The organism is Actinomyces sp. B33 (genome assembly GCF_028437565.1).
Classification (GTDB): Bacteria; Actinomycetota; Actinomycetes; order Actinomycetales; family Actinomycetaceae; genus Pauljensenia.
Genome location: NZ_JAMRYR010000001.1, coordinates 402,266 through 426,807, shown reverse-complemented (window position 1 = coordinate 426,807; position 24,542 = coordinate 402,266). Strand labels below are relative to the sequence as shown.

The window sequence follows — 24,542 nt, the reverse complement described above, 5'->3', positions numbered from 1 at the left end:
CGCACGATGTGGTGCACCTAGTCTCCCACACGCGCCCGCCCCCCTCGTCCCCCGCGAACCCCTCTCATCAGGGACGGGATCGACGAGGCGGGCCGGGCAAGCCGGTTGTCCGGGCTGTCGCGAGGGCGGGGGGCGAGGCCGGTCGGACGGGAGGGGAGCCGGCAGGGCCAGTCCGGGGGGCGGGGCGTCCCCCGTCAGGCGCGGCGACGGCCGCGCAGGATCGACCGCAGCTCTTTCGCGTAGGAGCCGCCGGGGTCCGCGGGAGACCCCTCGAACGTCCACGCGAGGATCCGCCCCGGGTCGAAGACCCGCGAGCACGCCCCGCACGCACTCACCCGCCGGGGCGCGCGGAACAGGCGGCGCTGGGCCCCGCACGCCGGGCACGTGCCGACCCACGGCTCCTGCGGCCTCGGCAGGTCCGCGGGCAGGCGCGCGGCATCCGGGGCGCCGAGTCCGCGCGCCGCCCTGCGCCACACGGCGTCGTGATGGTGGTCCGGGCCGACGAGCGCGTGGGCGATCTCGTGGAGGATCACCCCGCGCACCGTCTCCTCGTCGTACACGTCGACGAGCGGGCCCGACAGGGTGATCGTCCGCGTCGCATGGGTGCACGACCCGGCGCGGCGCTTCGCCCGGTCGAAGCGGAAAGCCCAGTCGGTCAGCCGGGCGGCGTCCATGAGCGCCCGCGCCTGGCGCTTCGCCCGCTCCCGGTTCACCCGGCCCGCGCGCCGTCTCGGCCGGGCGCCCGCGACGACTCCCGCACGACGAGCTCCCCGGGAACGTCGAGGACCCGCGGGGGCGGGTCCTCCCCCGCGGCCCTAGCCGCGATCCTCTCCAGGAGCAGCCCGACCGCGCTTCGCCCGGCGCGCGTGAAATCCTGACGGAACGTCGTCAAGCCCGGATTCCATATGCCCGACAGCGGGTGATCGTCGAAGCCGACGACGCTGACGTCCCCGGGAACCCGGCGGCCGGCCTCCTCAAGGCCCCGGATCAGCCCCATCGCCAGCTCGTCGTTGCCCGCGAAGACTGCGGTCACCTCCCGCGCCGACGCGAGTTCGCGGCCCAGCGCGCGAGCCGACTCGGCCTCCCACCCGCAGCGCATGGCGTGGGGCACCGGCGCCCCGTGGGCCCGCAGCGACGACTCCCACCCGTCCGAACGGCTCATCCCATCGGTGCGGGTCGGCACCTGGACGTGGTGAACGGTCGAGTGCCCCAGGGACAGGAGGTAGTCGGTGAGGGCCCGGCCGCCCTCCTTCTCGCACAGGGACACCCGGTCGTGCCCGTCGCCCTGCCGCCCGCCGATGACGACGACCGGCAGAGCATCCGGCAGGAAGGCCAGGGCCTTCTCGGCGACCGCGTCGTAGCGCAGGACGACGACCCCGCTCGGGTTGAGGTCCAGGACCGTGCTCATCGTCTCGGCCAGGGACGAGGGCGTCGAGTCGTCGAGCTTGGAGATCATCACCGAGTGGCGGCGCACCCGCGCCTCGTCCTCGATGCCCTGGATGGTGACGGCCGATCCCAGGAGGGCCGTGTTCGACGCGAGGACCGCGATGAGCCTCATCGTCGATCCCTTGAGGCCGCGGGCGAAGGAGCTCGGACGGTATCCGAGCAGGTCGATCGCCCGGGCGATCCGCCTCGCGCTGTCCTCGCTCAGGTGCGAGGAGTGATTGAGGTAGCGGGACACGGTCGACACCGAGACTCCCGCGCACGCGGCGACGTCGGAGATGACGGGGGGGCGCCGGTCTCTCTTCGGGGGCATCGGCTGGTTCCTTAGCGCGTGGGTGCGGGTGCGGGACGGCGGGCTCTCACTTCACCGCACCTCCCGTGATGCCCGAGATGATCCTGCGCTGGCCGATGACGAATAGGACGAGCAGGGGCAGCGTCATCACGATGATGTAGGAGAAGATCAAGTGCCAGTTGTTGAGGTACAGGCCTTCGCTGGCAACAGTGTACAAGTTGAGCGGGAGCGTGCTCATCTTGCCCGAGAGGATGAACAGGGCGTAGAAGACGTCGTTCCAGATGTACAGGACGATGAGGATCGTCGCCGATGCGAGCGTGGGGCGCAGGAGCGGCAGGATGATCGTGAAGAACACCCTCGCGGGCCCCGCCCCGTCGATCCGGGCGGACTCCTCCAGGGAGATCGGGATCGTGCGGATGAACCCGGTGATGAAGAAGATGACGATCGACAGGTACACGCCGACGTAGGCGCACACCATGCCGACGGCGGTTCCGGCGAGTCCCGTCATCCTCAGGAGCATCATCAAGGTGATGATCGACGGCGGGAGGACGACCCCGGAGATGAACACCGCGTACACGGCCGCCATCGCGCGCGACGAGCGGCGGGCGAGGACCCACGAGGCCATCGACCCGAAGAGGAGCGCGAGGAAGACGGACGGGATGGTGACGACGAGGCTGCCCAGGGCTGCGGGCCCCATCCGCCCCTGGGCGATGACGGTCTGGATGTTGTCGAGCAGGTGCCAGGAGGAGGGGAGCGCCAGACCGGGGACGACGGCCTCGGCCTGGTCCTTCCCGGCGGTGACGACGGCCACCCACAGGGGCACGCCGAGGAACGAGGCCGTCACCGTCAGGACGAGCAGGGCGTGCAGCACGGCGCCGGGGGTCAGGCGGGCGCGCGACGGGGTCGGTGCGGTGTTCACAGGATCGTGCTCTCCCTTCGGCGGAGCGCGGTGATGAGGGGGACGGCCATGAGGGAGACGAGGAGGAAGAGGACGAGGCTCATCGTCGTCGACTGCGAGTACAGGCCCTTGCCGAAGGTCCGCCAGATGAAGAGGTTGAGGATCTCCGTCGACCCGCCGGGCCCGCCGTTGGTCAGGGACTGGACGATGTCGAAGGAGTTCATCGAGCCGAGCAGCGCGGTGGCGACGTTGAAGGTCAGGGCGGGGGCCAGGAGCGGGAACTTGATCCGCCAGAACACGGCCGTCGGGCGGGCCCCGTCGACCTGGGCGGCCTCGAGGATCTCGTGATCGATGGTCTTGAGGCCCGCGAGGTAGGTGAGCATGGAGAACCCCATCCACTTCCAGGCGTGGACGACGGCGAGGATGACGAGGGTCCATGAGGGGGACCCGAGCCATTCGATGCGGATCTCGTGGCCGCTGAACCAGGAGGCGATCTGGTTGAGGGCCCCGTGGGTCGTGAGGATCGCCTGCCAGATGTAGCCGGCGGCGAGCGCGGACATGAGGACGGGGATGAAGAAGAGGGTCCGGCCGAGCCTGTTGAGGGGCGTGTCCTCCTCGAAGAGGACGGCCAGTGCCAGGCCGAAGAGGTTCTGGAACACGGCGACGAGGAGGGCGTACACCAGGGTGATGCGGATGTCGGCCACGAGGGCCCCGGAGGACAGGAGGGTGCGGAGGTTGTCGAGGCCGTTGAACTCGATGCTCTTCTTGAAGGCCGACCAGTCGGTGAACGCGTAGGCGAAGTTCATCACGGTCGGCAGGAGGAAGAAGGCCGCGAGCATCAGCCCCGCGGGCACGAGGAAGACGAGCGGGTGGCTCTGGGCCGGTCGCGGCCCGCCGGCGCGGGACCGCGTTTTCTCGCCGGTTGCTGTCGTCATTGCTGCGTCTCCATGGGCGTCGTCGGCGCGGGGCCGGTGCGGGCTCCGCGCCGACGACGCCTTCTCGATGGTGATGTGGTCTGGTCCCGTCCTAGAACCCCGCGGCCCCCTGGGCCTTGGCGATCTCGGCGAACTGGTCCTGAGTGGCCCTGGCGGCCTCCTCGGGGGTGACGGTGCCGTTGACCATGTTCGCGAGGTTGAGGTACAGGTCCGGGTTGGCGATCGCCTGCGACTGCATGGAGCCGACGGCGTTCTTCAGGGAGGCGGCCGAGTCGAGGAGGGCCTGGGGGACCGTGTCGGGGGTCTCGACGCTCGTGAGGACGGAGACGATGTTCTGGTCCTTGACGAACGCCTCGTACCCGTCGGACATCCAGAAGCTGAGGAACTGGCGGGCGGCGGCCTCGCGACCGGCGTCCCCCGACTTGAACGCGACGACGCCGCCGGTCTGCTGCGGGATCGAGGTCCCGATGGCGCCCTTCTTCGAGATGGGGAAGAAGCCGATCGTCTCGTCGAGGGAGGCCTTGTCGTTGCCGGCGAGGGCGGCGATCGCGTTGAAGGTGCCGTTCGTCTGGATGATCATGCCGGTCCTCCCCTCCCACAGGGCGGCCGACTGCTCGGTGTCCTTGGCCGACCCCGCGTCCGCGTTGTACAGGCCCCGGTCGAACATGGCCTTGTACTCCTCGATCGCGCCGAGGACGTCGGGCCCGGTGAAGGCGTCCTCGTTGGCGTTGATCCGGTCCCACAGGCCGTCCTTGGCGGCCTCGGCGAGCTGGACGTTGACGGCCCACTGGGTTCCCCACTGGGATCCCGCCATCTCGAAGAGGGGGGACTCCACCCCGGGGACGCTCGCGGCCTTGATCGTCTCGGCCGCCTCGATGAACTCGTCCCAGTTCCCGGGGATCGACGCGATGCCGGCGGCCTCGAAGACCTTCTTGTTGTAGTAGACGCCCTCGACGTCGGGGGAGGAGATGAGGGCGGCGTAGCGAGTGCCGTTGTAGGAGCCGCCCGCATCCGCGATGCCGTCGGCGTAGTCGCCGACCCAGGGGGCCCCGTCGAGGTCTTGGAGGAGGTCCTGGGCGACGAAGCCGGCCAGTGTGGAGGGGACGGGCTGCCAGAAGAGGAGGTCGGGCCGGTCGCCGGTGGCGATCTTCGTCTGGACGTTGGACTCGTAGTTGTCCGGGACGGTGACGACCTCGACCGTGGCCCCGGTGGCCTTCTCGAAGTCCTCGATGACTTTGAGCGGGATCTTGTTCGACGTCTGGGCGGCCCACAGGGTGAGGGTCGTCCCCTCGATCCGGGTGGTCGCGGCGGGCCAGCGCCCGGAGGGGGAGTCGGAGGAGGGGTCGGGTCCGGCCGTGGGATTGGTGCAGGCCCCGAGGACCGCGGTGCCGGACAGGAGGACCGCGGCGAGCGCCGGGGCGAGTCGGTGATGTGTCATGAAGACCTTCTCCCTTGAAGGAATGGCCCGCGGGGTCTCGCCGGTGAGTCGGTCGCGGGCGGGCTGACGATGGTGGAGGCGGGTCGGCGGGCAGCGGCTCGACCCGTGCGAAGACCTTACCAATGGTATCGATCTCATGCAATCTCTTCGAGAGTCTTGGTTTCAATAAATCATTCAGTAATTCCAAGAAGAAGGTTCTTCTGCTCAAGAGAGTGGTATCGTTCCCATTGCACCGTGATTGCCGCATCGGCATCGGCCGCGCGCTGTCGGGAGCCGTGCGCCTCGGAGCGAACAACCCCGGACAACGACGTCCGCCTGAACGAAAGACGCCAGACCCCATGCCACGACTGATACGCCCACTCCTGGCGAGCGCGGCGGCGCTCGCCCTCATCGCCGCCCCCGTGCGAGCGTTCGCGGACGAGCCCCGCCTCGTCAATGTCCTCCTCGGCAGGACTCCGACGACGAACGCCGTCCTCCCGCACGGCGACGGCGACTCGACCGCCCCGCAAGCCGTCATCCTCAACCCCTCCGCCGCGACCGACGGCGACACCGGCTACTCCCCCGACGCCGCCGTCACCACGATCCTCGCGGGCGCGGAGACCGGGAACCCCTCCGACAACAACGGATACGACGCCTGGCAGGACGTCTACCTCCAATACGACCTCGGCGAGCCCCGCGACATCTCGCGCATCCGCCTGTTCCACAACGGCTACCCCGCGGCGAGCTCCACCTTCAAGAACGTCGCGGTCGAGGCCTCGGACACCCCCGACTTCGCCGCCTCGACCGTCATCGGCGGTCCCGCCGACTACCGAGAGACCCGGGACTCCCACTACCAGCCGCAGGTCATCGAGCCCCCGGCCGGGCCCGTCACGGCCCGCTACGTGCGCGTGTGGCAGAGGGGCCACTTCATCGAGAACTTCAACCGCGCCTGGTCCGGATACTCCAACAAGGTCGGATTCCGCGAGATCGAGGTCCTCGCGACGCCCAAGGACGGCGAGGAGGCCCCGCGGGAGGAGCCCCGCAACCTCGCCCTCGGGAGGACCCCCTACGTCTACGGCCTCGAGCCGACGAACATCGCGGCGATCTCGGACGGCCGCCTCGACGGGGAGCCGGCCGTGCACAACAGCCTGGGCAGGCGATGGCTCCAATTCGAGTACCGCGATCCCCACGCGCTCTCGAAAGTCGTCCTCGCCCTCGAACCGGGCACCTACCGGAGCATCACCGTCGACGCGCGCCCGCTGGCATCGTCCGCCCACGGGGCCGTCATCTACTCGCGGCGCGACGTGGAGGTCGGCGAGGAGCCGATCGAGATCCCCGTCGAGGACAAGGGCATCATGGCGGGCGCGGTCCGCTTCACCGTTGAACGGGACCCGTCCTCTCCCACGCGATACCGGGAGATCGAGATCTGGGGCACGGGAGCCCCCGACGACGGGAGGGCCCCCGAGTACTCGCCCCCGGCCAGCGAATACACCAGCCTCGTGTGGAGCGACGAATTCGACGCCGACGCCGTGGACGAGGACAAGTGGAACATCATCGATGGGATGGCCAACCACGGCGCGATCTACACCCGCTCGGCCGTGGGCATCGCGAAGCGGGGCGGAGAGTCCTATCTCTCCATCTCCTCGCGCAACCACGACACGACGAGGGCCCTCGTCGACGCCGTCGGCTGGGATCGGTACGGGGACCAGGAACTCGGCGACAACGTCACGTGGTCCTCCGGGCGCGTCGAGACGAAGAACAAATTCTCCTTCGAGCACGGCCGCATGGCCGTACGGGCCAAGCCCAACGACAGCCAGGGCATCTGGCCGGCGATCTGGATGCTCGCCCAGGACGAGACCGGGCACGACGAGATCGACGTCCTCGAGTACCTCGGGCAGAACCCGTGGGGCGCGTGGACGACGAACCACTACGGCGTTCTCGGGAGCACCAAGGGGTCCGACGGCCACGAGAATATCTCCCCCATCGCCTGGAGCCAGGACTTCCACGTCTTCGAAGTCGAGTGGTCCCCCGAGCGGATCACCTGGTTCATCGACGGTCGGCGCGTCTTCTCCTCCCAGAAGGGCAAGGAGGTCGACGGCATGCACAGCCGCCCGATGTTCCCGATCCTGGAGACCCAGGTCAACGGCGGATGGGTCGGCAGCGTCGACCCGTCCAAGCAGGAGACCAAGCAGTTCAGCGAGTTCCTCATCGACTGGGTGCGCGTCTACCAGAAGGAGGACCAGCCCACGGTCCGTTTCGACGACCTCGACGAGAACGGCGGGGAGACCGGATACGCCATGCGCCCCGTGTCCCGCACCGGCGGATTGAGGGCGCTGAGCACCGGGGAGGCCCAGGACGAGGACAAGGACAACTTCTTCTACGGCGGGCAGCCCCGGTACGAGACCAGCAGGCTCGCGGTCGCCGACGGCGCCTCGGGCGAGCAGTCCCTCGTCTACGAGGTCCCCGCTGTCAAGGACGTTCACCTCACGACGTACTACCAGACCCTCGAGGGCCGCAACGACACCCTCAGAGGGCCCGGCGGCGACGCCTTGGCGCACGGGCACTCGATCCGGGAGGGAGCCGACGGGGCCCACGACTTCACGCTCATGCGCTCGACCGATGGAGAGCTCTGGGAGCCCGTTGCCATGACGACCGTCGAGAACTTCGTCGAGCCGCATCCGGCCTACGCCCGCACGACCTTCGACGCCCGCGACCTGCCCGAGGACACGCGCTTCATCAAGATCGTCTTCCCGAGGCCCCCCGCGCAGGACGCGATCGGGGCCGCCGCTCTCCCCGCCGCCCGATCCGTGTCGCCCACGGACATCCAACTCGCGAAGGTGACGGCGGTGCAGCGACGGGGCGCAGAACCCGAGCCGACTCCGCCCCCGTCTCACGACCCGCACGCACCCGTTCCCGAGCCTCCGGCGCCCAGCGACCCCGCGCAGCCCGCGCCCCCGGCGCCGACTCCGCCGCCCAGCGACCCCGCGCAGCCCGCGCCCCCGGCGCCGACTCCGCCGGAGGGGCGCCGGTCCGACCCGCCCGCTCCGCAGGCGCCCCGGCCACCCGCCCGGACGGGGGCCGATCTGGCGCGGACGGGCGGGGACCTCGCCCTCCCCCTCGCCATCGCCGCTGCCCTGATCGCCACCGGAACGGCCCTGCGCCGCAGCGCCCGACGATGACGATCCGCGAAGAAGAGGAGACCATGTCCCGTACCCATATCCGCCTCAGGAGCCCCGCCCCCTCGCCGCGCCCTCCCGCCGGCCCCCTCCCCACCGAACTCGTCCTGTCCTTCGAGGACGACGCCCTCCCGAGGATCGTCTACTGGGGCGAGGGCCTCGCGGACGCGGATGAGCGGACGGACGGTCTCCCCGACGACGGCCTCGCCGTCGTCGGACGCGCGCAGGTCATGGCGGGGGGCCTCGAATCGGCGGAGCGCCCGACCCTCGTCCCCACCCAGGCGGAGGGATGGACCGGGACGCCGATGCTCTCCGTCCACCGCGGCGGCACGGAGGTCTACCCCTCCTTCACCGTCTCCTCCGTGAGGTCCTCGGCCTCGACGTGCACCGTCGAGGCCGAGGACCCCGAGGTCGGACTGGGACTGCGGATACGGATCAGCATCGACCAGTGCGGCCTCGTCCACGAGGAGGCCCGGCTGACCAACAACGGGGACGACGACATCGACGTGCATCGGCTCTGGCTCTCCCTGCCCCTGCCCGCCGACGCCGTCGACCTGTGGACCCACACCGGGCACCACATGCGCGAGCGCTCCGCGCAAAGACATCCCCTCGTCGACGGCCTCTTCGCGAAGGAGACATGGGTCGGCAGGCCCGACTTCGACGCGACCACCCTCATCATCGCCGGAGAGAGCGGATTCGGCTTCGAGAAGGGCGCCGTGCGCGCTGTCCACCTCGCCTGGAGCGGCAACTCGACCCACTTCGCGCTGCGCACCCCCTACACCCCCGGGCTCGTCGGCGCCGGCGAGCTCCTCCACGCCGGCGAAGTCCTCCTCGGCCCCGGCCAGTCCTACACGACCCCCGGGCTTGTCGCCTCCTGGGGCGAGGGCGTCAACGCCGCCGCTGCCCGCTACCACGACCACCTGCGCTCCCTCCACCCGCGCCTGGACGACGCGCCCCGCCCCCTCACCGTCAACACGTGGGAGGCGTTCTACTTCGACCACGACGTCGAACGGATGCAGCGCCTGGCGCGGATCGGCGCGCGGATCGGCGCCGAGCGCTTCGTCCTCGACGACGGCTGGTTCGCCGGACGGCGAGACGACACCCGCGCCCTGGGCGATTGGACCGTCGACCCGCGCACCTGGCCCGGCGGCCTCCGGCCCCTCTCCGACCTCGTCCACTCCCTCGGCATGGAATTCGGCCTGTGGGTCGAGCCGGAGATGATCAGCCCGGACTCGGACCTGGCCAGGAGCCGCCCCGACTGGGTGCTGCGCCCCGCCCCCGGGCGCCTGCCCCTCCCCGGGCGCCACCAGCAGGTCCTCGACCTGGCGAACCCCTCCGCCTGGCGCCACGTCTTCAACGCCCTGTCCGCCCTCGTCGAGGACGAGGGGGTCGACTACCTCAAATGGGACCACAACAGGTTCGTCACCGAAGCCGTGTCGCCGACGACCGGGCGGCCCGCCGTCCACGGCCAGACCCTCGCCCTCTACCGGCTCATCGACTCTCTCAAAGAGCGCCACCCGGGCATCGAAATCGAGTCCTGCGCCTCCGGCGGGGGCCGTATCGACCTCGGCATCCTCGCGCGCACCGACCGCGTCTGGGCATCCGACTGCACCGACCCGCTCGAACGCGTCGACATCCAGAGGGGCACCTCCCTGCTCGTCCCCCCGGAGATGATCGGCGCCCACATCGCCCAGTCCCCCTCCCATATGACGGGCCGGGCGACCCTCCTGTCGACGAGGGCGGCGGTCGCCCTCACCGCCCACCTCGGCATCGAGTGGAACCTTCTCGACGCCGACGAGGACGACCTCGACGCCCTGGGCCGATGGGCCGACCTGTACAAGGAGATCCGGGGGCCGGGCCGCCGGGTCGTCCACGCCGACTCCGCCGACCCGTCGGTCAGGGTCGACGGGTTCATCGACCCCGACGGGAGGCGGTCGGTCTGGCGGTTCGCCGCGCTGTCCTCCTCGCAGCACTACCCCTACGCGCCGATCCGCCTGCCCGGCCTGCGCCGCGGCGCGCACTACCGGATCCGGCCCCTCGGCGGCCCGGGACTCTACGAGCAGGCGATGAGCCCGATGGCGCGCACCCGGCTCGAATGGTGGAACGAGGAGGGCGCCGTCGTCCCCGGAACGGTCTTGTCCCGCTGGGGGCTGCGGCCCCCCCACCTCCTGCCCGGCTCGGCGGTCCTCATCGAGGTCGTCGAGGCCCCCTGAGGCGAGGCTCCTGAAGCAGGGCCGCCCCCGGCGCCGCCCCGAACAGCCGGTCCCTCCCGCAGCCGATACCGCGTCCCCGCGGGTCAGGCCCCGCCTTGGGAACCGGTCCGGCAGGGGAGGGGCCGCGGTGGAGGAGGCGCGCCGGCGCCGTCGGCAGTCGGGTCGCGGTCCGGCCTCGCCGACGGCACCGCCCGTCGCACGACCCGGCGCGGCGCTCCGCCCGTTCCCGGTTCACCCGGCGTCGCCGACCGGGCCGAGCAGCCCGAGGATCCTCTTGACCGACACCTTCTGAGGGGTCCCCAACTGCTGGGCGAACATCGACACCCGCAGCTCCTGGATCATCCACGAGGCCCGCTCCACCTCCCCGGCGCGCACCGCGTCGTAGGGGAGCGACCGAGTGCGCTCGGCCTCGCGCGCGAGGAGCGCCTCGACCTCGTGGACCCGGCCCATGTCCTCCTCATCGCGCGCCAGCGCCCCCGGAGACGCCCCGGCCCGGGCCAGGCGCACCGCGCCCGCGCGCAGATACCGCGCGAGGTGGGGCAGCGCGGAGAAGGGCGTCTCGACGAGGAAGCCCGGGTGCGACAGGCGCCGGGTGTTCTCCCGGACATCGGCCGTGACCCGGCTCATCGACGCGGCCCCGTGCGAGCGCAGGGCCTCCTCGGCCTCGGCCTGGGCCTCCATCGCCCGCACGACGTGCCCGAGGATCTCGTAGACGCGGTCCTCGTGCAGGTCCCGCGCCCGGGAGGCGATCGCCTCGAACGCCTCGGCCGAGCGGATCGACCCGGGGCCCTGCGGGCCGGCGAGCTCGTCGACGAGGCTGAGGCAGGACGCGGCCTGGGCGTCGGCGACGAGGTCTGCCGTGCCCGGATAGGGGGAGGCGGCGAGCATCAGCGCCTGCCGGCCGGTCCACCGCGTCGTCACGCGCGCCTGCGGGAGGCGCACCCTGATGAGGAGCAGGCGCGCCAGGCCCTCGCGGTGGCGGCGGTCCGCATCGGCGGCGTTCGCCATGATCCGCACCCCGGCCGACGGGTCGGCGGCCGTCCCCTGGGGGACGAGGGCGGGGAAGCCGCGCAGGGTGAGGCCCCGGGCGCCGGGGGACTCCACCGACCGGGGGAGGGGCCGGTCGGGGAAGGCGACGAGGCCGTCGGCGTCGAGGGGCGTCGGGGCCGGGGCGCTGTCGGAGCCCCGGTCGGGCGCGCTCGGGCGGTCGCCGGCGGGCGTTCCGGGAGCGGCGGCGAAAACGGGGGAGCCCGGCTCCGCCGCGCCTCCCGGCCGCTCCTGAGCGGCCCCCGGGTCCCCGCGGCGGCCCTTGCGCCCCCGAGCCGAACGGTTCTGCGCGGCATCCGCGAAGGCCTCGGCGACGGCGCCGCGCACGGCCGAGCGGATCGCCCGATCCGCCTGCCCGGCGAGCGTCCGCTGCAAGTGGGCCAGGTCCTCGCCGGCGCCGAGCTCGCGGCCCGACCGGTCGACGACGACGAAGGTCATCCGCAGGTGCGAGGGCAGGCGCGCCGCCGCATGGGCCAGGTCCGAGTCGGATAGGTCGACGCCGCGCAGGACGCGGACCGCGTGGGAGAAGGCCGTGGCGAACGTCGGGCGCCGCACCGACCAGTCGACGCCCTCGGACGACGACCCGTCGAGGACGCCCCCCGGGGTCGGGCGGGACCCCTCGCCTCCCGCGGCGCAGGACCCGGCGCCGACCGTGGGCGCAGAGGCCGACCCGTTCGGCCCCGGTTCCGGCGCCGCCCCGGCCGCCGAGCGCCGCGCCGACGCCCCCGACCGCGACGCCATCCCCGTCGACGCCCCCCAGCGGGCGAGCCGGTCCATCGCCGCCGACAACGACATCGGATCGTCCCCGTCCGACGGGTCGGCGCCGGCCGGGGCCCGCGCCTCCCCGACGTCGACCCGCCCGTCGAGCGCGCGCCGCATCCACGCCGCCGCCTTCGCGCCGACCTCGGGAGCCGGGGCGAGGAGGCGCCGCTTCGCCTTGGGCAGCGCCCGGATCGTCTCGGTGACGAGCTCCTCGAGCATCCCGGGGACCAGCCAGTCCGTGCCCTCCTCGCTCACCCGATCGAGGACCTCGATGGGGATCGTCATCGTCACGCCGTCGCGCATCGCGCCCGGGGTGAACCGGTAGTCGAGGGGGAGCTCCACCTCGCCCGACGACCACTGATCCGGGAACCCCTCCTCGCCCTCGCCCCTGCCTCGGGGCAGGAGCAGGGACGACGTGTACGTCAGCAGATCCGGCCGTTTCTCGCGCTCGCGCTTCCACCAGTGGGAGAAGTGGCCGGCGGAGACGACGTCGTCGGGCAGGACGTCGTCGAAGAAGCGGGCGCGGGCCTCCTCGTCGGCGACGAGGCCGTGGGTGCGCGACCGGCGCTCGACCTCTCGCGCCTGATCGAGGAGCTCCTCGTTGCGGCGCTGGAAGGCGTGCCGTTCGCGCCACTGGCCGGCGACGAGGCCATGGCGGATCAGCATCTCGCGGGCCAGGGCGCGGGCCGTCAGGGGCTCCTCGTCCTCTCGCGCGCCCACAGGCCCGTCCTCGTGGGCGCCGTCGCGCGAGTCGCGCTCGGCGCCTGCCCCGGTCGTCGGCCGCTCGACATCGACACCGGGGGCCGCCGCCGACTCGGAGACGTCGTGCGCGCCGTCGGAGGGGACTCCTCCGGGCCCCTCCGGGCCCTCGGCGATCCCGGCGAGCTCCCCGGCCAGCGCCATCGCGAGGATATCGCGGCCCACCGACCCGATCGGCTCGGAGCCGAACCCGCCGGACCCCTCCGACGAGCCCAGCAGCCCCTGGGCGATCCCCGCCAGCGTCCCCGGGACCGCCACCGGCCCGCGGCCGACGGAGCCCTCGTCGAGCACCAGATCCCCCAGCCGCCCCAGCAGCACAGGCCGGTCCGCCACCAGCGTCAACCCGTACAGGAGGACCTTCTCCTTGACCATCGCCGCGCCCTTGGACGTCGACCAGAACGGCTCGGAGTACACGCGCTTGAGCAGCGGCCCCGCCACCGGCTCCACCCACTCCGGGCGGATCCGCGCCACCGTGCGGGCGAACAGGCGCGACGTCTCCACCAGCTCCGCCGTCATCACCCACGCCGGGCGGGACCGCGCCAGCCCCGACCCCGGCCAGATCGTGAAGCGCGTCCCGCGCGCCCCCCGGTACTCGCGCTTCGCCTCGTCCCACGACCCCAGATTCGACAGCAGCCCGACGAGCAGGGAGCGGTGGATCTCATCGGCGTCCACCGAGTTCGCGCCCTGCGTGTAGGCCACCACCGCCCGCGCCGCCGCCTCGTCGGCGGGACCGTGCGACGCCATCCACTCGACGTCGTCGGTGGACGGCTCCCCGATGGGATGCGCGTCCAGATCCAGGGGGCGGGCCATCTGCCGCAACTGGGACACGACGTCGCGCCACTCGCGGAAGCGCAGGTAGTGGAGGAACTCCGTCCGGCACAGCCGGCGGAACGCCGCCCCGGACAGGTCCCGCTGCTGGACGTGCAGGTAGCGCCACAGGTTGAGGTACGTGATGAAATCCGAATGGGGGTCCGCCAGGCGCGCGTGCGACGCATCGGCCGCCGCCTGATGCTCCGCCGGGCGCTCGCGCACGTCCTGGATCGACAGGGCCGCGACGATGACGAGGACCTCCGACGCGCAGCCGTTCGCGTCCCCCTCGATGAGCATCCGCCCCAGCCTCGGGTCGATCGGCAGGCGCGCCAGGTCGCGGCCGATCCGGGTGAGCCGGTGGCCGCCCGCGCCCGCCGTCGCATCCGGCTCCAGGGCGCCGATCTCGACGAGCAGCTGGACGCCGTCGCGCACCGCCCGACGGTCCGGCGCGTCGAGGAACGGGAAGTCCGTGACCTCCCCCAGTCCCAGCGACGCCATCTGGAGGATCACGGAGGCCAGGGACGTGCGCAGGATCTCCGGCTCGGTGAAGCGGGGCCGGGCCTCGTAGTCGCGCTGGGAGTACAGGCGGATCGCGATGCCGTCGGCGACGCGCCCGCACCTGCCGGCCCGCTGATCCGCCGACGCCCGGGACACCGGCTCGATCGGCAGGCGCTGGACCTTCGTCCGGTTCGAGTAGCGCGAGACGCGCGCCAGCCCCGGGTCGATGACGTAGCGGATGCCCGGCACGGTCAGGGACGTCTCGGCGACGTTGGTCGCCAGGACGACGCGGCGCAGCCGGTGGGGCTCGAAGACCCGGTGCTGCTCGGCGGCCGTCAGGCGGGCGAAGAGGGGGACGATCTCGATGTCCGAGGCGCGCGCCCCCCGGTCGTGACCGGCGCGGACCCCTCGGGGGCCGAGGTGGTCGAGGAGAGCCTGCTCGGTGTCGCGGATGTCGCGCTCGCCGGGGAGGAACACGAGGATGTCGCCGTCGCCCTCGGCGGCGAGCTCGTCGACGGCTCGGCAGATGGCCTGCTCGACGTCGAGGTCCTCGCCCATGCCGTAGCCCAGGGTCGGCAGGTCGTCGTCGGGGTCCTCGAGGACGAGGTGCTCGCGGCCGGGGGAGTCGGACTCGGGATCCGCGGCGGGCCCGCTCGCCCCGCCGCGCCCGCCGATGTCGGATCCGGGGGGATCGGCGGCGGGAGCGGTGTCGGCGGGGGACTGGGACGAGTACGAGGTCGGCAGGTCGGCGGCGAGGGGGCGGTAGCGGATCTCGACGGGGAAGGTCCGCCCGGACACCTCGATGACCGGGGCGGGGGCGATGAGGCGACCCCTGCCCGGCGCCCCCTCCCACGCCCCGAAGTGCTCGGCGAAGCGCGCCGAGTCGATGGTCGCCGACGTGATGACGACTTTGAGGTCGGGGCGCATCGGCAGGAGCCGCGCGAGGTAGCCGAGGATGAAGTCGATGTTGAGGCTGCGCTCGTGGGCCTCGTCGATGATCAGCGTGTCGTAGCGGCGCAGGAGCGGATCGGATTGGATCTCCGCCAGGAGGATGCCGTCGGTCATCAGCTTGACGAGGGTCGTCGGGCCGACCTCGTCGGTGAAGCGGACCTGATAGCCGACGACCTGGCCCGGGTCCTTGCCGACTTCCTGGCCGAGCTCGTCGGCGATGCGGTCGGCGACGGAGCGGGCGGCGATCCGCCGCGGCTGGGTGTGCCCGATCATGCCGGCGACGCCGCGGCCCAGCTGCAGGCAGATCTTCGGCAGCTGCGTCGTCTTGCCCGAGCCGGTCTCGCCCGAGACGATGACGACCTGATGGTCGCGGATGGCGGCGGCGATCTCGTCGCGGCGGGCCGACACGGGCAGGTCCGGGTAGTCGATGACGGGGATGGCGGCGGCGCGCGCGGCGAGCTGGTCGGCGGTGAAGGGGCGGAACGCGCGGGCGCGTTCGTGGTGGGGGCGGTGGGTCCGGCGGGGCTTCTTCTTCTGAGATTCCTTCGGATTCCTCGGGTTCTCGCGCTTGCGCCGCTTCCCTGCCTCGCCGCTGAGGCGGCGTGGTCGACGTCCGCCGTGCGAGCGACCCGGCTCGCCGGAGCCGCAGGATTCGAGGTTCTCAGGCACTCGGTCAGTCTACCGAGGACGGTGGTCGAGGGGATCGCCCCATGTCGACTATCGTTCGCGGTTCGGGCCCGGCTTGCGCATTCCTCTCGATAGAGTGAAGTGCTGTGCGGATTTCGTCTCCGACCTCAGGAGACGATGAAGATGCGAGGAAGCGGAGGACTGAGAATGCGGGGCTCGAAGGCACGGTCTCAGAGCCGATCTTCGCGCCGCGCATGTGGAGATCGAGATTCGACTTCCCCGTTTTCCGATAGATACGAGCTGTCGTTTTCGGTAGGCGGACTTCTTGAACGTGAGGCCGCGATCATCGTCGCCGTGTACCTCGAGCACGGCGACTGGTCCGTCGTTCGGAGGATTGCAATCGATAAGAATCTTCTCCAAACGAGGACTCGGTCGTCGGCGGTCCGAATGGTTCGGGAGACGATCAAGCGGCTGTCCGTCCTGGTGGGAGATCAGCTGCGTGCACTGCCGGAACTCACGGCGGCCGAACGCGCTCATGTCATGTGGGCGGCCGCCTGCCGACGCTACGCCCTGATTGGGGAATTCGCCGAGGAAGTCTTGCGCGAGCGCTTCCTTACCTTGACCCCGATCGTCGACCGCGAGGCCTATGACACCTTTATCCGCAACAAGGCGATCTGGCACGAAGAACTCGACGCGCTGTCACCTTCGACGGCCGAGAAACTCCGGCAGAAGCTCTTCAAGATGATGACCGATGCCGCTCTGCTTTCCCCGGAGGGAGTCATTGAGCCGGTGATCCTCTCGCCGACCGTTTCCACACTCCTCACCCCTGATGATTTCCGCTTCTTCCCGATGAGAGTGATCTGATGCCCCACGAGACCCGCTCGACTCTGCCGCTCCAGGAGGAGCACCTCTACCGGGTGCTCTCGAGTGAGAGATTCCTCAAGATGGAGGGGCTGGGAAACGAGGTCGCCCACTTCGTCTACGACTACGACCCTTCGTGGGAGGTAGACGTTCGGAAGGCGACGAAGCGCCTGAAGAACAGGCTCGCGAGTGAGCGTGGCATTCGCGTTCTCGAGATCGACTTGTACGAGCTCTGCGTCGCCTTGCTTCGGGACCGCAATGTTTGGGACCGAGTCCTCGCCGCAGAACCGTCCATGGAGAAGGACGAGTTCCTTCGGCTACTTCAGAACATGCTCGATCCGCAAACGCATCTGGCTCCTGCTATCAAAGAGAGGACCGCGGAGAAGGAGTTCGAGATCTTGTTCCTCACCGGCGTGGGGCGGGTCTTTCCCTACATCCGTTCTCATACGGTCCTCAATAATCTGCAGACGGTCGTTTCGGACAAGCCGATGCTGATGTTCTTCCCGGGGAGGTACGACGTGTCCGCAACGCAGGGATCGGCGCTCGTCCTCTTCGGCCGACTCAAGGACGATTCCTTCTACCGCGCGAAGCGGATCCTCGACCAGGAGGCATGAACGATGAAGCTCAATGACATCTTCCTCAAGGACGTCGCCCGCTCGATCGAGGGCGTCGTCAAGGCCGACGACGCGGAGAACCTGGCGGTCGAGGTCGAGGAGTACGTCCTGACGAACGACGCCGCGAAGGGCGTCGCCCCTTTGCTCGAGGAGTACACGAACTACACGAACGCGAACGGCGTGTGGATCTCGGGCTTCTTCGGATCCGGTAAGTCCCACCTCTTGAAGATGCTCGCCCATCTCCTCGGCAACGTTGAGGGTCAAGCGTTCCCGCGGGAGCGAGTGTCCGAGCTCTTCAGCGAGAAGACGGGGGACGCGATGCTGCGGGCTTCTCTTCAGAAGGCCGCATCGATTCCGGCGAAATCGCTGCTGTTCAACATCGATCAGAAGGCGACGCTGATCTCGAAGGATCAGACGGATGCGCTGCTCAAAGTCTTCGTGAAGGTGTTCGACGAGAGCCGAGGCTATTTTGGGAACGATGGCGCCGTCGCGAGGTTCGAGAGCGACCTCGATCGTCGTGGGCAGTACGAGGCCTTCAAGGAGGCCTTCGGGCGCCGCGCGGGAATCCCGTGGTCGCGAGGACGCGAGCAGACCGCGCTCGAGGGGCACAATATCGATGCCGCATTCGAAGAGGTGAACGGACGGGCGAACCCCGGGATCATCGGCCAGTACCAGAAGTCCTACGGGGTGTCGATCGAGGACTTCGCGGTTTCGGTCGCCGAATGGCTCGATGCTCAGGAACCCGGGTATCGCCTCAACTTCTTCGTCGACGAGGTCGGGCAGTTCATCGCAGATGACGTGAAGCTGATGCTCAATCTTCAGACGATCGCAGAGTCTCTCAACACGGCATGCCGGGGGAGGGCGTGGGTCTTTGTCACCTCCCAGGAGGACATGGAGAAAGTCCTCGGCGACCGTACGAAGCAGCAGGGCAATGACTTCTCGAAGATCCAGGCGCGTTTCGCAGTGAAAGTGAAGCTCACGAGCCAGGACGTCGAGGAGGTCATCTCGAAGCGCCTCCTCGAGAAGAACGAGGCGGGCACGGCTGCTCTTTCGCGGGTTTACAGCGAGTACTCGGAGGACTTCTCGACTCTCTTCAGTTTCGCCGAAGGGGCGAAGACCTACCGGAACTACGTCGACGAGGCGCACTTCATCGGCGCTTATCCTTTCGTCACCTATCAGATCCCGATGTTCCAGTCGGCGATCGAGGGGCTTTCGGATCACAACATGTTCGAGGGTCGAAATTCCTCGGTCGGAGAGAGGTCGATGCTCGGAGTCGTCCAGGAGGTCGCGAAGGCTATCGGCTCCGAACAGGTGGGGTACCTGGCGACTTTCGATCAGATGTTCGCGGGTATCCGCGCCTCCTTGAAGTCGGCGGCGCAGAGCGCGATCCTTCAAGCCGAAAGGCACCTTCCGGATCCCAATTCCGAGGTAACTGTCCTCGCGAACCGCTTGTTGAAGGCCCTGTTCCTCGTCAAGTACGTCGACACCTTCAAGGCGACGCCGCGTAATCTCACGATCCTCGTCTACGACCGTTTCGGGTTCGATCTGAAGACTCTTCGGACTCAGGTACAGTCGGCCCTCGATCTGCTCGAGAGTCAGTCGTACGTTCAAAGGAACGGGAACGTTTACGAGTACCTCACCAATGAAGAGCAGGAGATCGAGAAGGAGATCAAGGCGACGGAGATCGACCCTTCCGAGGTGTCGAGTCGGCTGTTCCGCATGATTTCTTCAGACGTCCTCAAGGCCTCGAAGCTGAAGTACGCGAAGAACGGCCAGGATTTCCCCTTCGCCTACAAGCTCGACGATGTCGTTCACGGCCCGCATCAGGAATTGACGATCCACTTCATCACGCCGGAGTCCGGTTACGCGGCCGAAGATGTTCTGACGAGAAGCTTCGGAGTGGACGAATTGCGCGTCGTTCTTTCCGCAGACCGCGATCTTCTGAGGGATCTTCGTTTACTCCTGAAGACGGAGAAGTACATCAAGCATCGGACAAACTCGGGAACACTGCCGTCGACTCAGGCGATTCTCCAGTCGAAGCAGCTCCTCAATGCGGAGCGGGCGAAGGAACTCATGGCGCGGATGAATCGCGCCGTCGGGGCATCTCGAATGATCATCAACGGATCGGAAGTGACGTCGACTTCCACAGATGCCCTTTCGCATGTGACCGACGGCTTCCAGGAACTCATCGGGAGGACTTACTCCCAGCTGGCCCTCCTCGGCGGGAGGACCTATTCGGAGACTCGGGTCGTCGATGTGGCGCATGGCGACGAAGGACTGATCGAGGAGTCGACGGTGTCGGCCCTTAAATCCGCCGCCGCAGAGGTCGAGGCCTGGGTCCTCAGCCTGTCGAGAACGGGCGAGCAGGTGACGATCAAGAAGATCGTCGATCATTTCGATTCCAAGCCCTACGGATGGGATCTCGGCTCAATCGAGGTCGTTGTCGCTTCGCTCGTCAGGGAGAGCAAGGTCGTGTTGTCGATCGACGCGAATCCGATCAGGCGAGAGGACGCGCCTGGTGCGATCAGGAACACGTCTCGCCATGCACACGTCGTCGTCGTGCCTCAAAAGGCCTTCGATCCGCGGAAGGTCTCCTCGCTTCGAGGATTCTGCTCGGACTTCTTCGACGAGGGGCAGACTCCGAGTGATCCTGTGGAACTGGCGCGTTATGCGAAGGACGAGTTGGGCCGCTTGGCGGGTGAACTCGAAGGCATCGTCGCGCGCGACGGGCGGCGCTACCCCTTCCTCGACGGTCTCGCTCCCGTGATCGAGAACCTTAAGAGGGTGGCCACTCAAGGAGCGGACTGGTTCCTCGAAGGATTCGATGCCGCGGATGAGCTGCTTGAACACAAGGAAGATTGGATCGATCCGATCAAGGCCTTCACCAACGGGCCTCAGGCGCAGATCTTCAACGAGGCGGCGCGCTTCTTGCGCGAGCAGGAGAGGAACCTGTCCTACATGCCGACCGGGCGTGCCAAAGATATCGTCATGGCTCTTGAGGATCCGAATGCCTTTCGCGGGAAGATGAACCGCGTGAAGGTCGATCTCGACCAGTTGAAGGGAGAGATGGAGGACCTCGTGGCCGCGAAGAGGGCCGAGGTTGGCGCCGCGATTGAAGATCGCAAGTCGGAGATCGAGCAGAGCGCGAAGTTCTTCGAGGCGAGACCGGCTGCGCGAGAGGAGGCCATTCGGCGGATCGATAGAGTGATCGCCGCCGTTCGGGCGGACAGCTTGATTCCGTCGATCCTCCAACGCGGCTCGGACTTCGAGGATGAGGAGTACCCCAAGATCGTGGGGTTGCTCGACGCCGTAGCTCCGGGCGAGGGGCCGACACCGCCGGTGAAGGCTCCACCGATCTCGGTGAAGAAAGTCCGAGTCGACGAGTCGGGAATCATCGAATCCGCGTCGGACGTCGAGGAGTATCTCGAGAAGCTGCGGAGGGCCCTGATCAGGACCCTCGACGAGGGAAAGCGAATCACCTACTGATGGACACTGCTGCTCTGAAGACTTTCGCCGCCGCGGCGCGGAACGAACTGATCCAGGAGGTCGAGGCGCGCCTCACCGCGGTGCTTCGGCCCGGATCTCCCGAACGCGTTGAGCGATTCGCGGTCGTCGCCTCCCTGGAGAAGGCGATCGAGGCCGCCGGGGGCGGCGAGGAGGGGCGGGCGAAGGTTGTTGATCGTGCAGCCTACATGTGGTTCAACAGGATCATCGCCCTGCGGTTCATGGATGCGAACGGGTACACCGGGGTCGGAGTCGTGTCGCCGGCGGCGGATCTCGTGGGACAGCCGGAGGTCCTGTCCTTGGCGAAGCGCGGTCAGATCGACCGCGAGGTCGTCAAGCGTCCGGCTGTTGCTGATCGAGTCATCGGTCTGCTCAATAGCAGTATTCAGGCGGCGCCCGGGGGTGAGGCCCAGGCAGAGGCGTACGCTCTGCTCCTCACGGAGTACTGCCGCTTCTGGAACTCGACAATGCCCTTTATGTTCGGTCGGGAGGGTGATGAGTCCGAACTGTTGATCCCGTCGAATCTGCTCGCCGAAGGATCGGTTCTCAATCGGGCTGTCGAGGTCCTCACGGTGGAGGCCTGCCAGGACGTGGAAGTCATCGGGTGGCTTTACCAGTTCTACATCTCGGAGCGAAAGGACGAAGTCTTCGCCGGATTCAAGAAGAATAAGAAGGCCGGGGCGAACGAGATCCCCGCAGCGACCCAGCTCTTCACCCCGCATTGGATCGTTCGGTACCTCGTCGAGAACTCGATCGGGCGACTATGGATGCTCAATCATCCGGATTCGCGGCTCGTTGAGCGGATGGAGTACTACATCGCCCCGGTGGAGGAGGAGACCAATTTCCTGCGGATCGCGACGCCGGAGGAGATCACCGTCATCGATCCGGCGTGCGGCTCAGGGCACATGCTGACCTACGCTTTCGATCTCCTCTATGCAATTTACGAAGAGGAGGGCTATGCCCCCTCGCAGATCCCCTCCCTCATTCTCGAGAAGAATCTCTGCGGCACGGAGATCGATCAACGCGCGGGCTCTCTGGCGGCCTTCGCGCTGACGATGAAGGCGGCTGCGAAGAGGAAGCTCTTCCTCAAGAAGCCGACGATTCCGAGGATCTGCGTCCTTGAGCCCATCGTCTTCCTGCCCGATGAGCTGGGTGTCTTGACTCGAGGCGGTGACGATCGGGCTGCTGAAGAGCTGTTCTGGAACCAGTTCGAGAACGCCGATACCTTCGGTTCGCTCATTCAACCCGATCCGGTGATGACTGAGCGGATGGCGGAGCACCTGAGGGAGTTGGAGGGCGAGGATTCCCTCTTCTCCTTCGAGGCTTTGCCGAAGGCTCATCGTGTCATCGAGCAGGCGCAGTACCTCCTGCCGGGCTACTCGGTGGTCGTCGCGAACCCTCCGTACATGGGCAGCAAGCAGATGAACGATCTGCTCTCACGGTTCATGAAAGAGAACTATCCCGACGGGAAGTCGGATCTCTTCGCCGCCTTCATTCAGCGGTGCGCCGACCTAGCCGCGGCGCACGGACTGAGCGCGATGATCACCATGCAGTCGTGGATGTTCCTCAGTTCTTCCGAGAAGCTCCGGCGCTCGCTCTTGCGCGAGCAGTGGATTTCTTCGATGATTCATCTTGGTACTCGGGCTTTCGATTCGATCGGCGGAGAAGTCGTCTCCTCGACGGCCTTCGTGATTGAGAACATCTCGCCTTTGGGACGTCCTGCTGTTTCATCCCGACGCGGAGTCTTCATCCGACTTGTCGATGGGAGGTCCGAGGCCGAGAAGATCGCGATGTTCAGGCGGGCGCAAAACGCAAGGACAGCCGAAGAAGGGTTCCACGGCACAACACATCGAGATTTCACAATGATCCCGGGCAGTCCGATCGTCTACTGGCTCAGTGAAAGGATGCGGGAGGCATTCTCTGTCAACCAGACTCTCGGGGAGAATGCCACACTCGCAGTCGGGCTTCAGACTGGTGACAACGATAGATTCTTAAGGGAGTGGTGGGAGGTGTCGTTCCGTCGTATCGCCTTCGCTTGCACCTCTCGTGAAGATGCCGCACGAAGCGGAGCTCGATGGTTCCCCTACAACAAGGGTGGCGACTTCCGGAAGTGGTACGGGAACCAGGAGTTCGTCGTCAACTGGGAGAACGACGGAGCCGAAATCCGTGTGTTTGGAACTGAAGACGGGGGTCGGCCCCGATCTCGACCCCAAAATACAGATACCTACTTTTCACCGTCTGTGTCATGGTCTGATATCTCCTCTGGAGAAGCTGCGTTTCGACGATATTCGGCTGGGTTCATTCACGACAGTACTGGACATTCTGGTTTTGGTGAGTCAAGCACTCTTGACAGAGTCGCCATGCTGATGAATTCCGCCTTTGCAGTCCGGATGCTACAAGTCTTAGCGCCGACTATGCACTTTCACATCGGCTATGTCGGCCAGGTGCCAGTTTCTAAGGATGCCAGGAAACTATCGGTCGAATGCCTGGATGAGCTTGTTGAGACTTCAAAGAGAGACTGGGATGACTATGAGATCTCATGGAATTTTGAAACCAATCCTCTTGTGTCGATCACTCAAGAACCTGCTTTTTTGCATCGGTAACCAAGGGATTCGAGGAGAAGCTCCAGGAGAGCTCGAAGGAATCCCAGTCTTCTCTTGATTCGTCGATCAACACGGACACAAACTCTAGGTTTTCATCTAATAGTTGTTGAACGATCGGCAATCCGGAAACTTGTCCAACTTCGAAGTTGAGGGTCGGCGCGATTGCCGACAGCTGCTCAAATGCGAGTCGAGAGTTGCTGAATGATAGGAGTGAAATGTGGTCGTCCAGACTCTCGACGAACATGGAAGTTCCGGCAACGTCGAAGATAAATCCGTTCGGGTAATAGCGGAAAGCTGGAGCTCCACTACTGATCTTCGACCATGACACAGACGGTGAAAAGTAGGTATCTGTATTTTGGGGTCGAGATCGGGGCCGACCCCCGTCTTCAGTTCCAAACACACGGATTTCGGCTCCGTCGTTCTCCCAGTTGACGACGAACTCCTGGTTCCCGTACCACTTCCGGAAGTCGCCACCCTTGTTGTAGGGGAACCATCGAGCTCCGCTTCGTGCGGCATCTTCACGAGAGGTGCAAGCGAAGGCGATACGACGGAACGACACCTCCCACCACTCCCTGAGGAAACGGTTGTTGTCAGCTGTGGCAAGCCCCTGCCGAAGGTCTGCGATGCTGGAAAGACTCGGGTTGAGAGCGAAGGATGTACGCATTTTTTCACTGAGCCAGTAGACGATCGGACTGCCCGGAAGAACGGCCATCGTGTCCTGACCAACTCTGAAGAATTTGTCACGAGATGCCAACGCATTTCGTTCGTTGTCTGGAGGGAATTTATTGGGCTTGCCGTCTTGGATGTCGGCGAGTGTGACCCATGTGTATGCTCCAGTGCATGTCGAAGGCCCCTGCTTCTGCCAGACGGTCGCGGATGTTCCGAAGGCTATCCGCATCACCATGTTGTCCAGGTGTGCCATGGAAATGATCGCGCCGTTGTCCTGCAGTTTGGTTCGAAGCTTCTCGAATGAAGAGAGGAACATCCAACTCTGCATCGTCACTTGGGCCATATAGCCGTAGGGTCGGAGCATGACAGGGATACGTTCGAGAAACGCCGCGAACAGATCGGCCTTGCCGTCGGGATAGTTCTCTTTCATGAACCGTGAGTCCTTGGCCGTCTTGTGGCAAGC

Annotated in this window: 13 protein-coding genes; 6 read left to right on the top strand and 7 right to left on the bottom strand. The window is 67.4% G+C overall.

What is annotated here, in order from left to right; translation table 11 throughout:
• Nucleotides 1-194 precede the first annotated feature (194 nt).
• The 5 genes from M3T53_RS01775 to M3T53_RS01755 all read right to left on the bottom strand — a co-directional run bounded on the left by M3T53_RS01775 (nt 195) and on the right by M3T53_RS01755 (nt 5,006).
• The gene (locus tag M3T53_RS01775; protein ID WP_272432720.1) at nt 195-713 is read right to left on the bottom strand and encodes a SprT-like domain-containing protein; all 519 of its coding nucleotides are present in this window, start codon (nt 711-713) and stop codon (nt 195-197) included.
• Entirely contained in the window at nt 710-1,756 is a 1,047-nt protein-coding gene (locus M3T53_RS01770) for a LacI family DNA-binding transcriptional regulator (RefSeq protein ID WP_272432719.1), read from the bottom strand. The genes M3T53_RS01775 and M3T53_RS01770 overlap by 4 nt, the downstream gene beginning before the upstream one ends.
• 46 nt (nt 1,757-1,802) lie before the next feature.
• Nucleotides 1,803-2,654, bottom strand: a complete 852-nt coding sequence (locus M3T53_RS01765) for a carbohydrate ABC transporter permease (protein WP_272432718.1) — start codon at nt 2,652-2,654, stop codon at nt 1,803-1,805.
• Nucleotides 2,651-3,568: a carbohydrate ABC transporter permease gene (locus M3T53_RS01760; protein ID WP_272432717.1), complete on the bottom strand. Its 918-nt coding sequence runs from the start codon at nt 3,566-3,568 to the stop codon at nt 2,651-2,653. The genes M3T53_RS01765 and M3T53_RS01760 overlap by 4 nt, the downstream gene beginning before the upstream one ends.
• A gap of 91 nt (nt 3,569-3,659) precedes the next feature.
• A complete protein-coding gene (locus M3T53_RS01755; protein WP_272432716.1) occupies nt 3,660-5,006 on the bottom strand; it encodes an ABC transporter substrate-binding protein in 1,347 nt (448 codons plus the stop codon).
• A gap of 338 nt (nt 5,007-5,344) precedes the next feature.
• Here M3T53_RS01755 and M3T53_RS01750 point away from each other — a divergent pair, with 338 nt between their 5' ends.
• Nucleotides 5,345-8,164 carry a family 16 glycosylhydrolase gene (locus M3T53_RS01750; RefSeq protein WP_272432715.1) on the top strand — a complete coding sequence of 940 codons (2,820 nt, stop codon included), beginning with the start codon at nt 5,345-5,347 and terminating at the stop codon, nt 8,162-8,164.
• Between the two features lie 23 nt (nt 8,165-8,187).
• Nucleotides 8,188-10,374, top strand: coding sequence for an alpha-galactosidase (locus M3T53_RS01745; protein WP_272432714.1), 2,187 nt, complete (start codon nt 8,188-8,190; stop codon nt 10,372-10,374).
• 231 nt (nt 10,375-10,605) lie between these two features.
• Here M3T53_RS01745 and M3T53_RS01740 read toward each other — a convergent pair whose 3' ends face one another.
• Entirely contained in the window at nt 10,606-15,870 is a 5,265-nt protein-coding gene (locus M3T53_RS01740) for a DUF3418 domain-containing protein (protein WP_272432713.1), read from the bottom strand.
• Nucleotides 15,871-16,005: 135 nt separating this feature from the next.
• Here M3T53_RS01740 and M3T53_RS01735 point away from each other — a divergent pair, with 135 nt between their 5' ends.
• Genes M3T53_RS01735 through pglX form a run of 4 tightly spaced genes read left to right on the top strand, consistent with a single transcriptional unit; the run spans nt 16,006 to nt 23,410 of the window.
• Nucleotides 16,006-16,692 (top strand): DUF1819 family protein, encoded by a 687-nt coding sequence (locus tag M3T53_RS01735; protein ID WP_334540119.1) that lies wholly within the window; start codon nt 16,006-16,008, stop codon nt 16,690-16,692.
• A complete protein-coding gene (locus tag M3T53_RS01730) occupies nt 16,692-17,303 on the top strand; it encodes a DUF1788 domain-containing protein (RefSeq protein WP_272432710.1) in 612 nt (203 codons plus the stop codon). The genes M3T53_RS01735 and M3T53_RS01730 overlap by 1 nt, the downstream gene beginning before the upstream one ends.
• A gap of 3 nt (nt 17,304-17,306) precedes the next feature.
• Nucleotides 17,307-20,789, top strand: a complete 3,483-nt coding sequence (gene brxC / locus M3T53_RS01725; protein ID WP_272432709.1) for a BREX system P-loop protein BrxC — start codon at nt 17,307-17,309, stop codon at nt 20,787-20,789.
• On the top strand, nt 20,789-23,410 hold the full coding sequence (gene pglX / locus M3T53_RS01720; RefSeq protein WP_272432708.1) for a BREX-1 system adenine-specific DNA-methyltransferase PglX: 2,622 nt from the start codon (nt 20,789-20,791) through the stop codon (nt 23,408-23,410). The genes brxC and pglX overlap by 1 nt, the downstream gene beginning before the upstream one ends.
• Here the strand turns inward: pglX and M3T53_RS01715 are convergent.
• Entirely contained in the window at nt 23,379-24,509 is a 1,131-nt protein-coding gene (locus tag M3T53_RS01715) for a hypothetical protein (protein WP_272432707.1), read from the bottom strand. The two genes, pglX and M3T53_RS01715, sit on opposite strands and share 32 nt — an antisense overlap.
• Nucleotides 24,510-24,542 lie beyond the last annotated feature (33 nt).

Coding starts and splice junctions, on each gene's coding strand:
- M3T53_RS01770 (WP_272432719.1), bottom strand. CDS start 1,756: ATGCCCCCGAAGAGAGACCGGCGCCCCCCCGTCATCTCCGACGTCGCC.
- M3T53_RS01760 (WP_272432717.1), bottom strand. CDS start 3,568: ATGACGACAGCAACCGGCGAGAAAACGCGGTCCCGCGCCGGCGGGCCG.
- M3T53_RS01755 (WP_272432716.1), bottom strand. CDS start 5,006: ATGACACATCACCGACTCGCCCCGGCGCTCGCCGCGGTCCTCCTGTCC.
- M3T53_RS01750 (WP_272432715.1), top strand. CDS start 5,345: ATGCCACGACTGATACGCCCACTCCTGGCGAGCGCGGCGGCGCTCGCC.
- M3T53_RS01745 (WP_272432714.1), top strand. CDS start 8,188: ATGTCCCGTACCCATATCCGCCTCAGGAGCCCCGCCCCCTCGCCGCGC.
- M3T53_RS01735 (WP_334540119.1), top strand. CDS start 16,006: ATGAAGATGCGAGGAAGCGGAGGACTGAGAATGCGGGGCTCGAAGGCA.
- M3T53_RS01730 (WP_272432710.1), top strand. CDS start 16,692: ATGCCCCACGAGACCCGCTCGACTCTGCCGCTCCAGGAGGAGCACCTC.
- brxC (WP_272432709.1), top strand. CDS start 17,307: ATGAAGCTCAATGACATCTTCCTCAAGGACGTCGCCCGCTCGATCGAG.
- pglX (WP_272432708.1), top strand. CDS start 20,789: ATGGACACTGCTGCTCTGAAGACTTTCGCCGCCGCGGCGCGGAACGAA.
- M3T53_RS01715 (WP_272432707.1), bottom strand. CDS start 24,509: ATGAAAGAGAACTATCCCGACGGCAAGGCCGATCTGTTCGCGGCGTTT.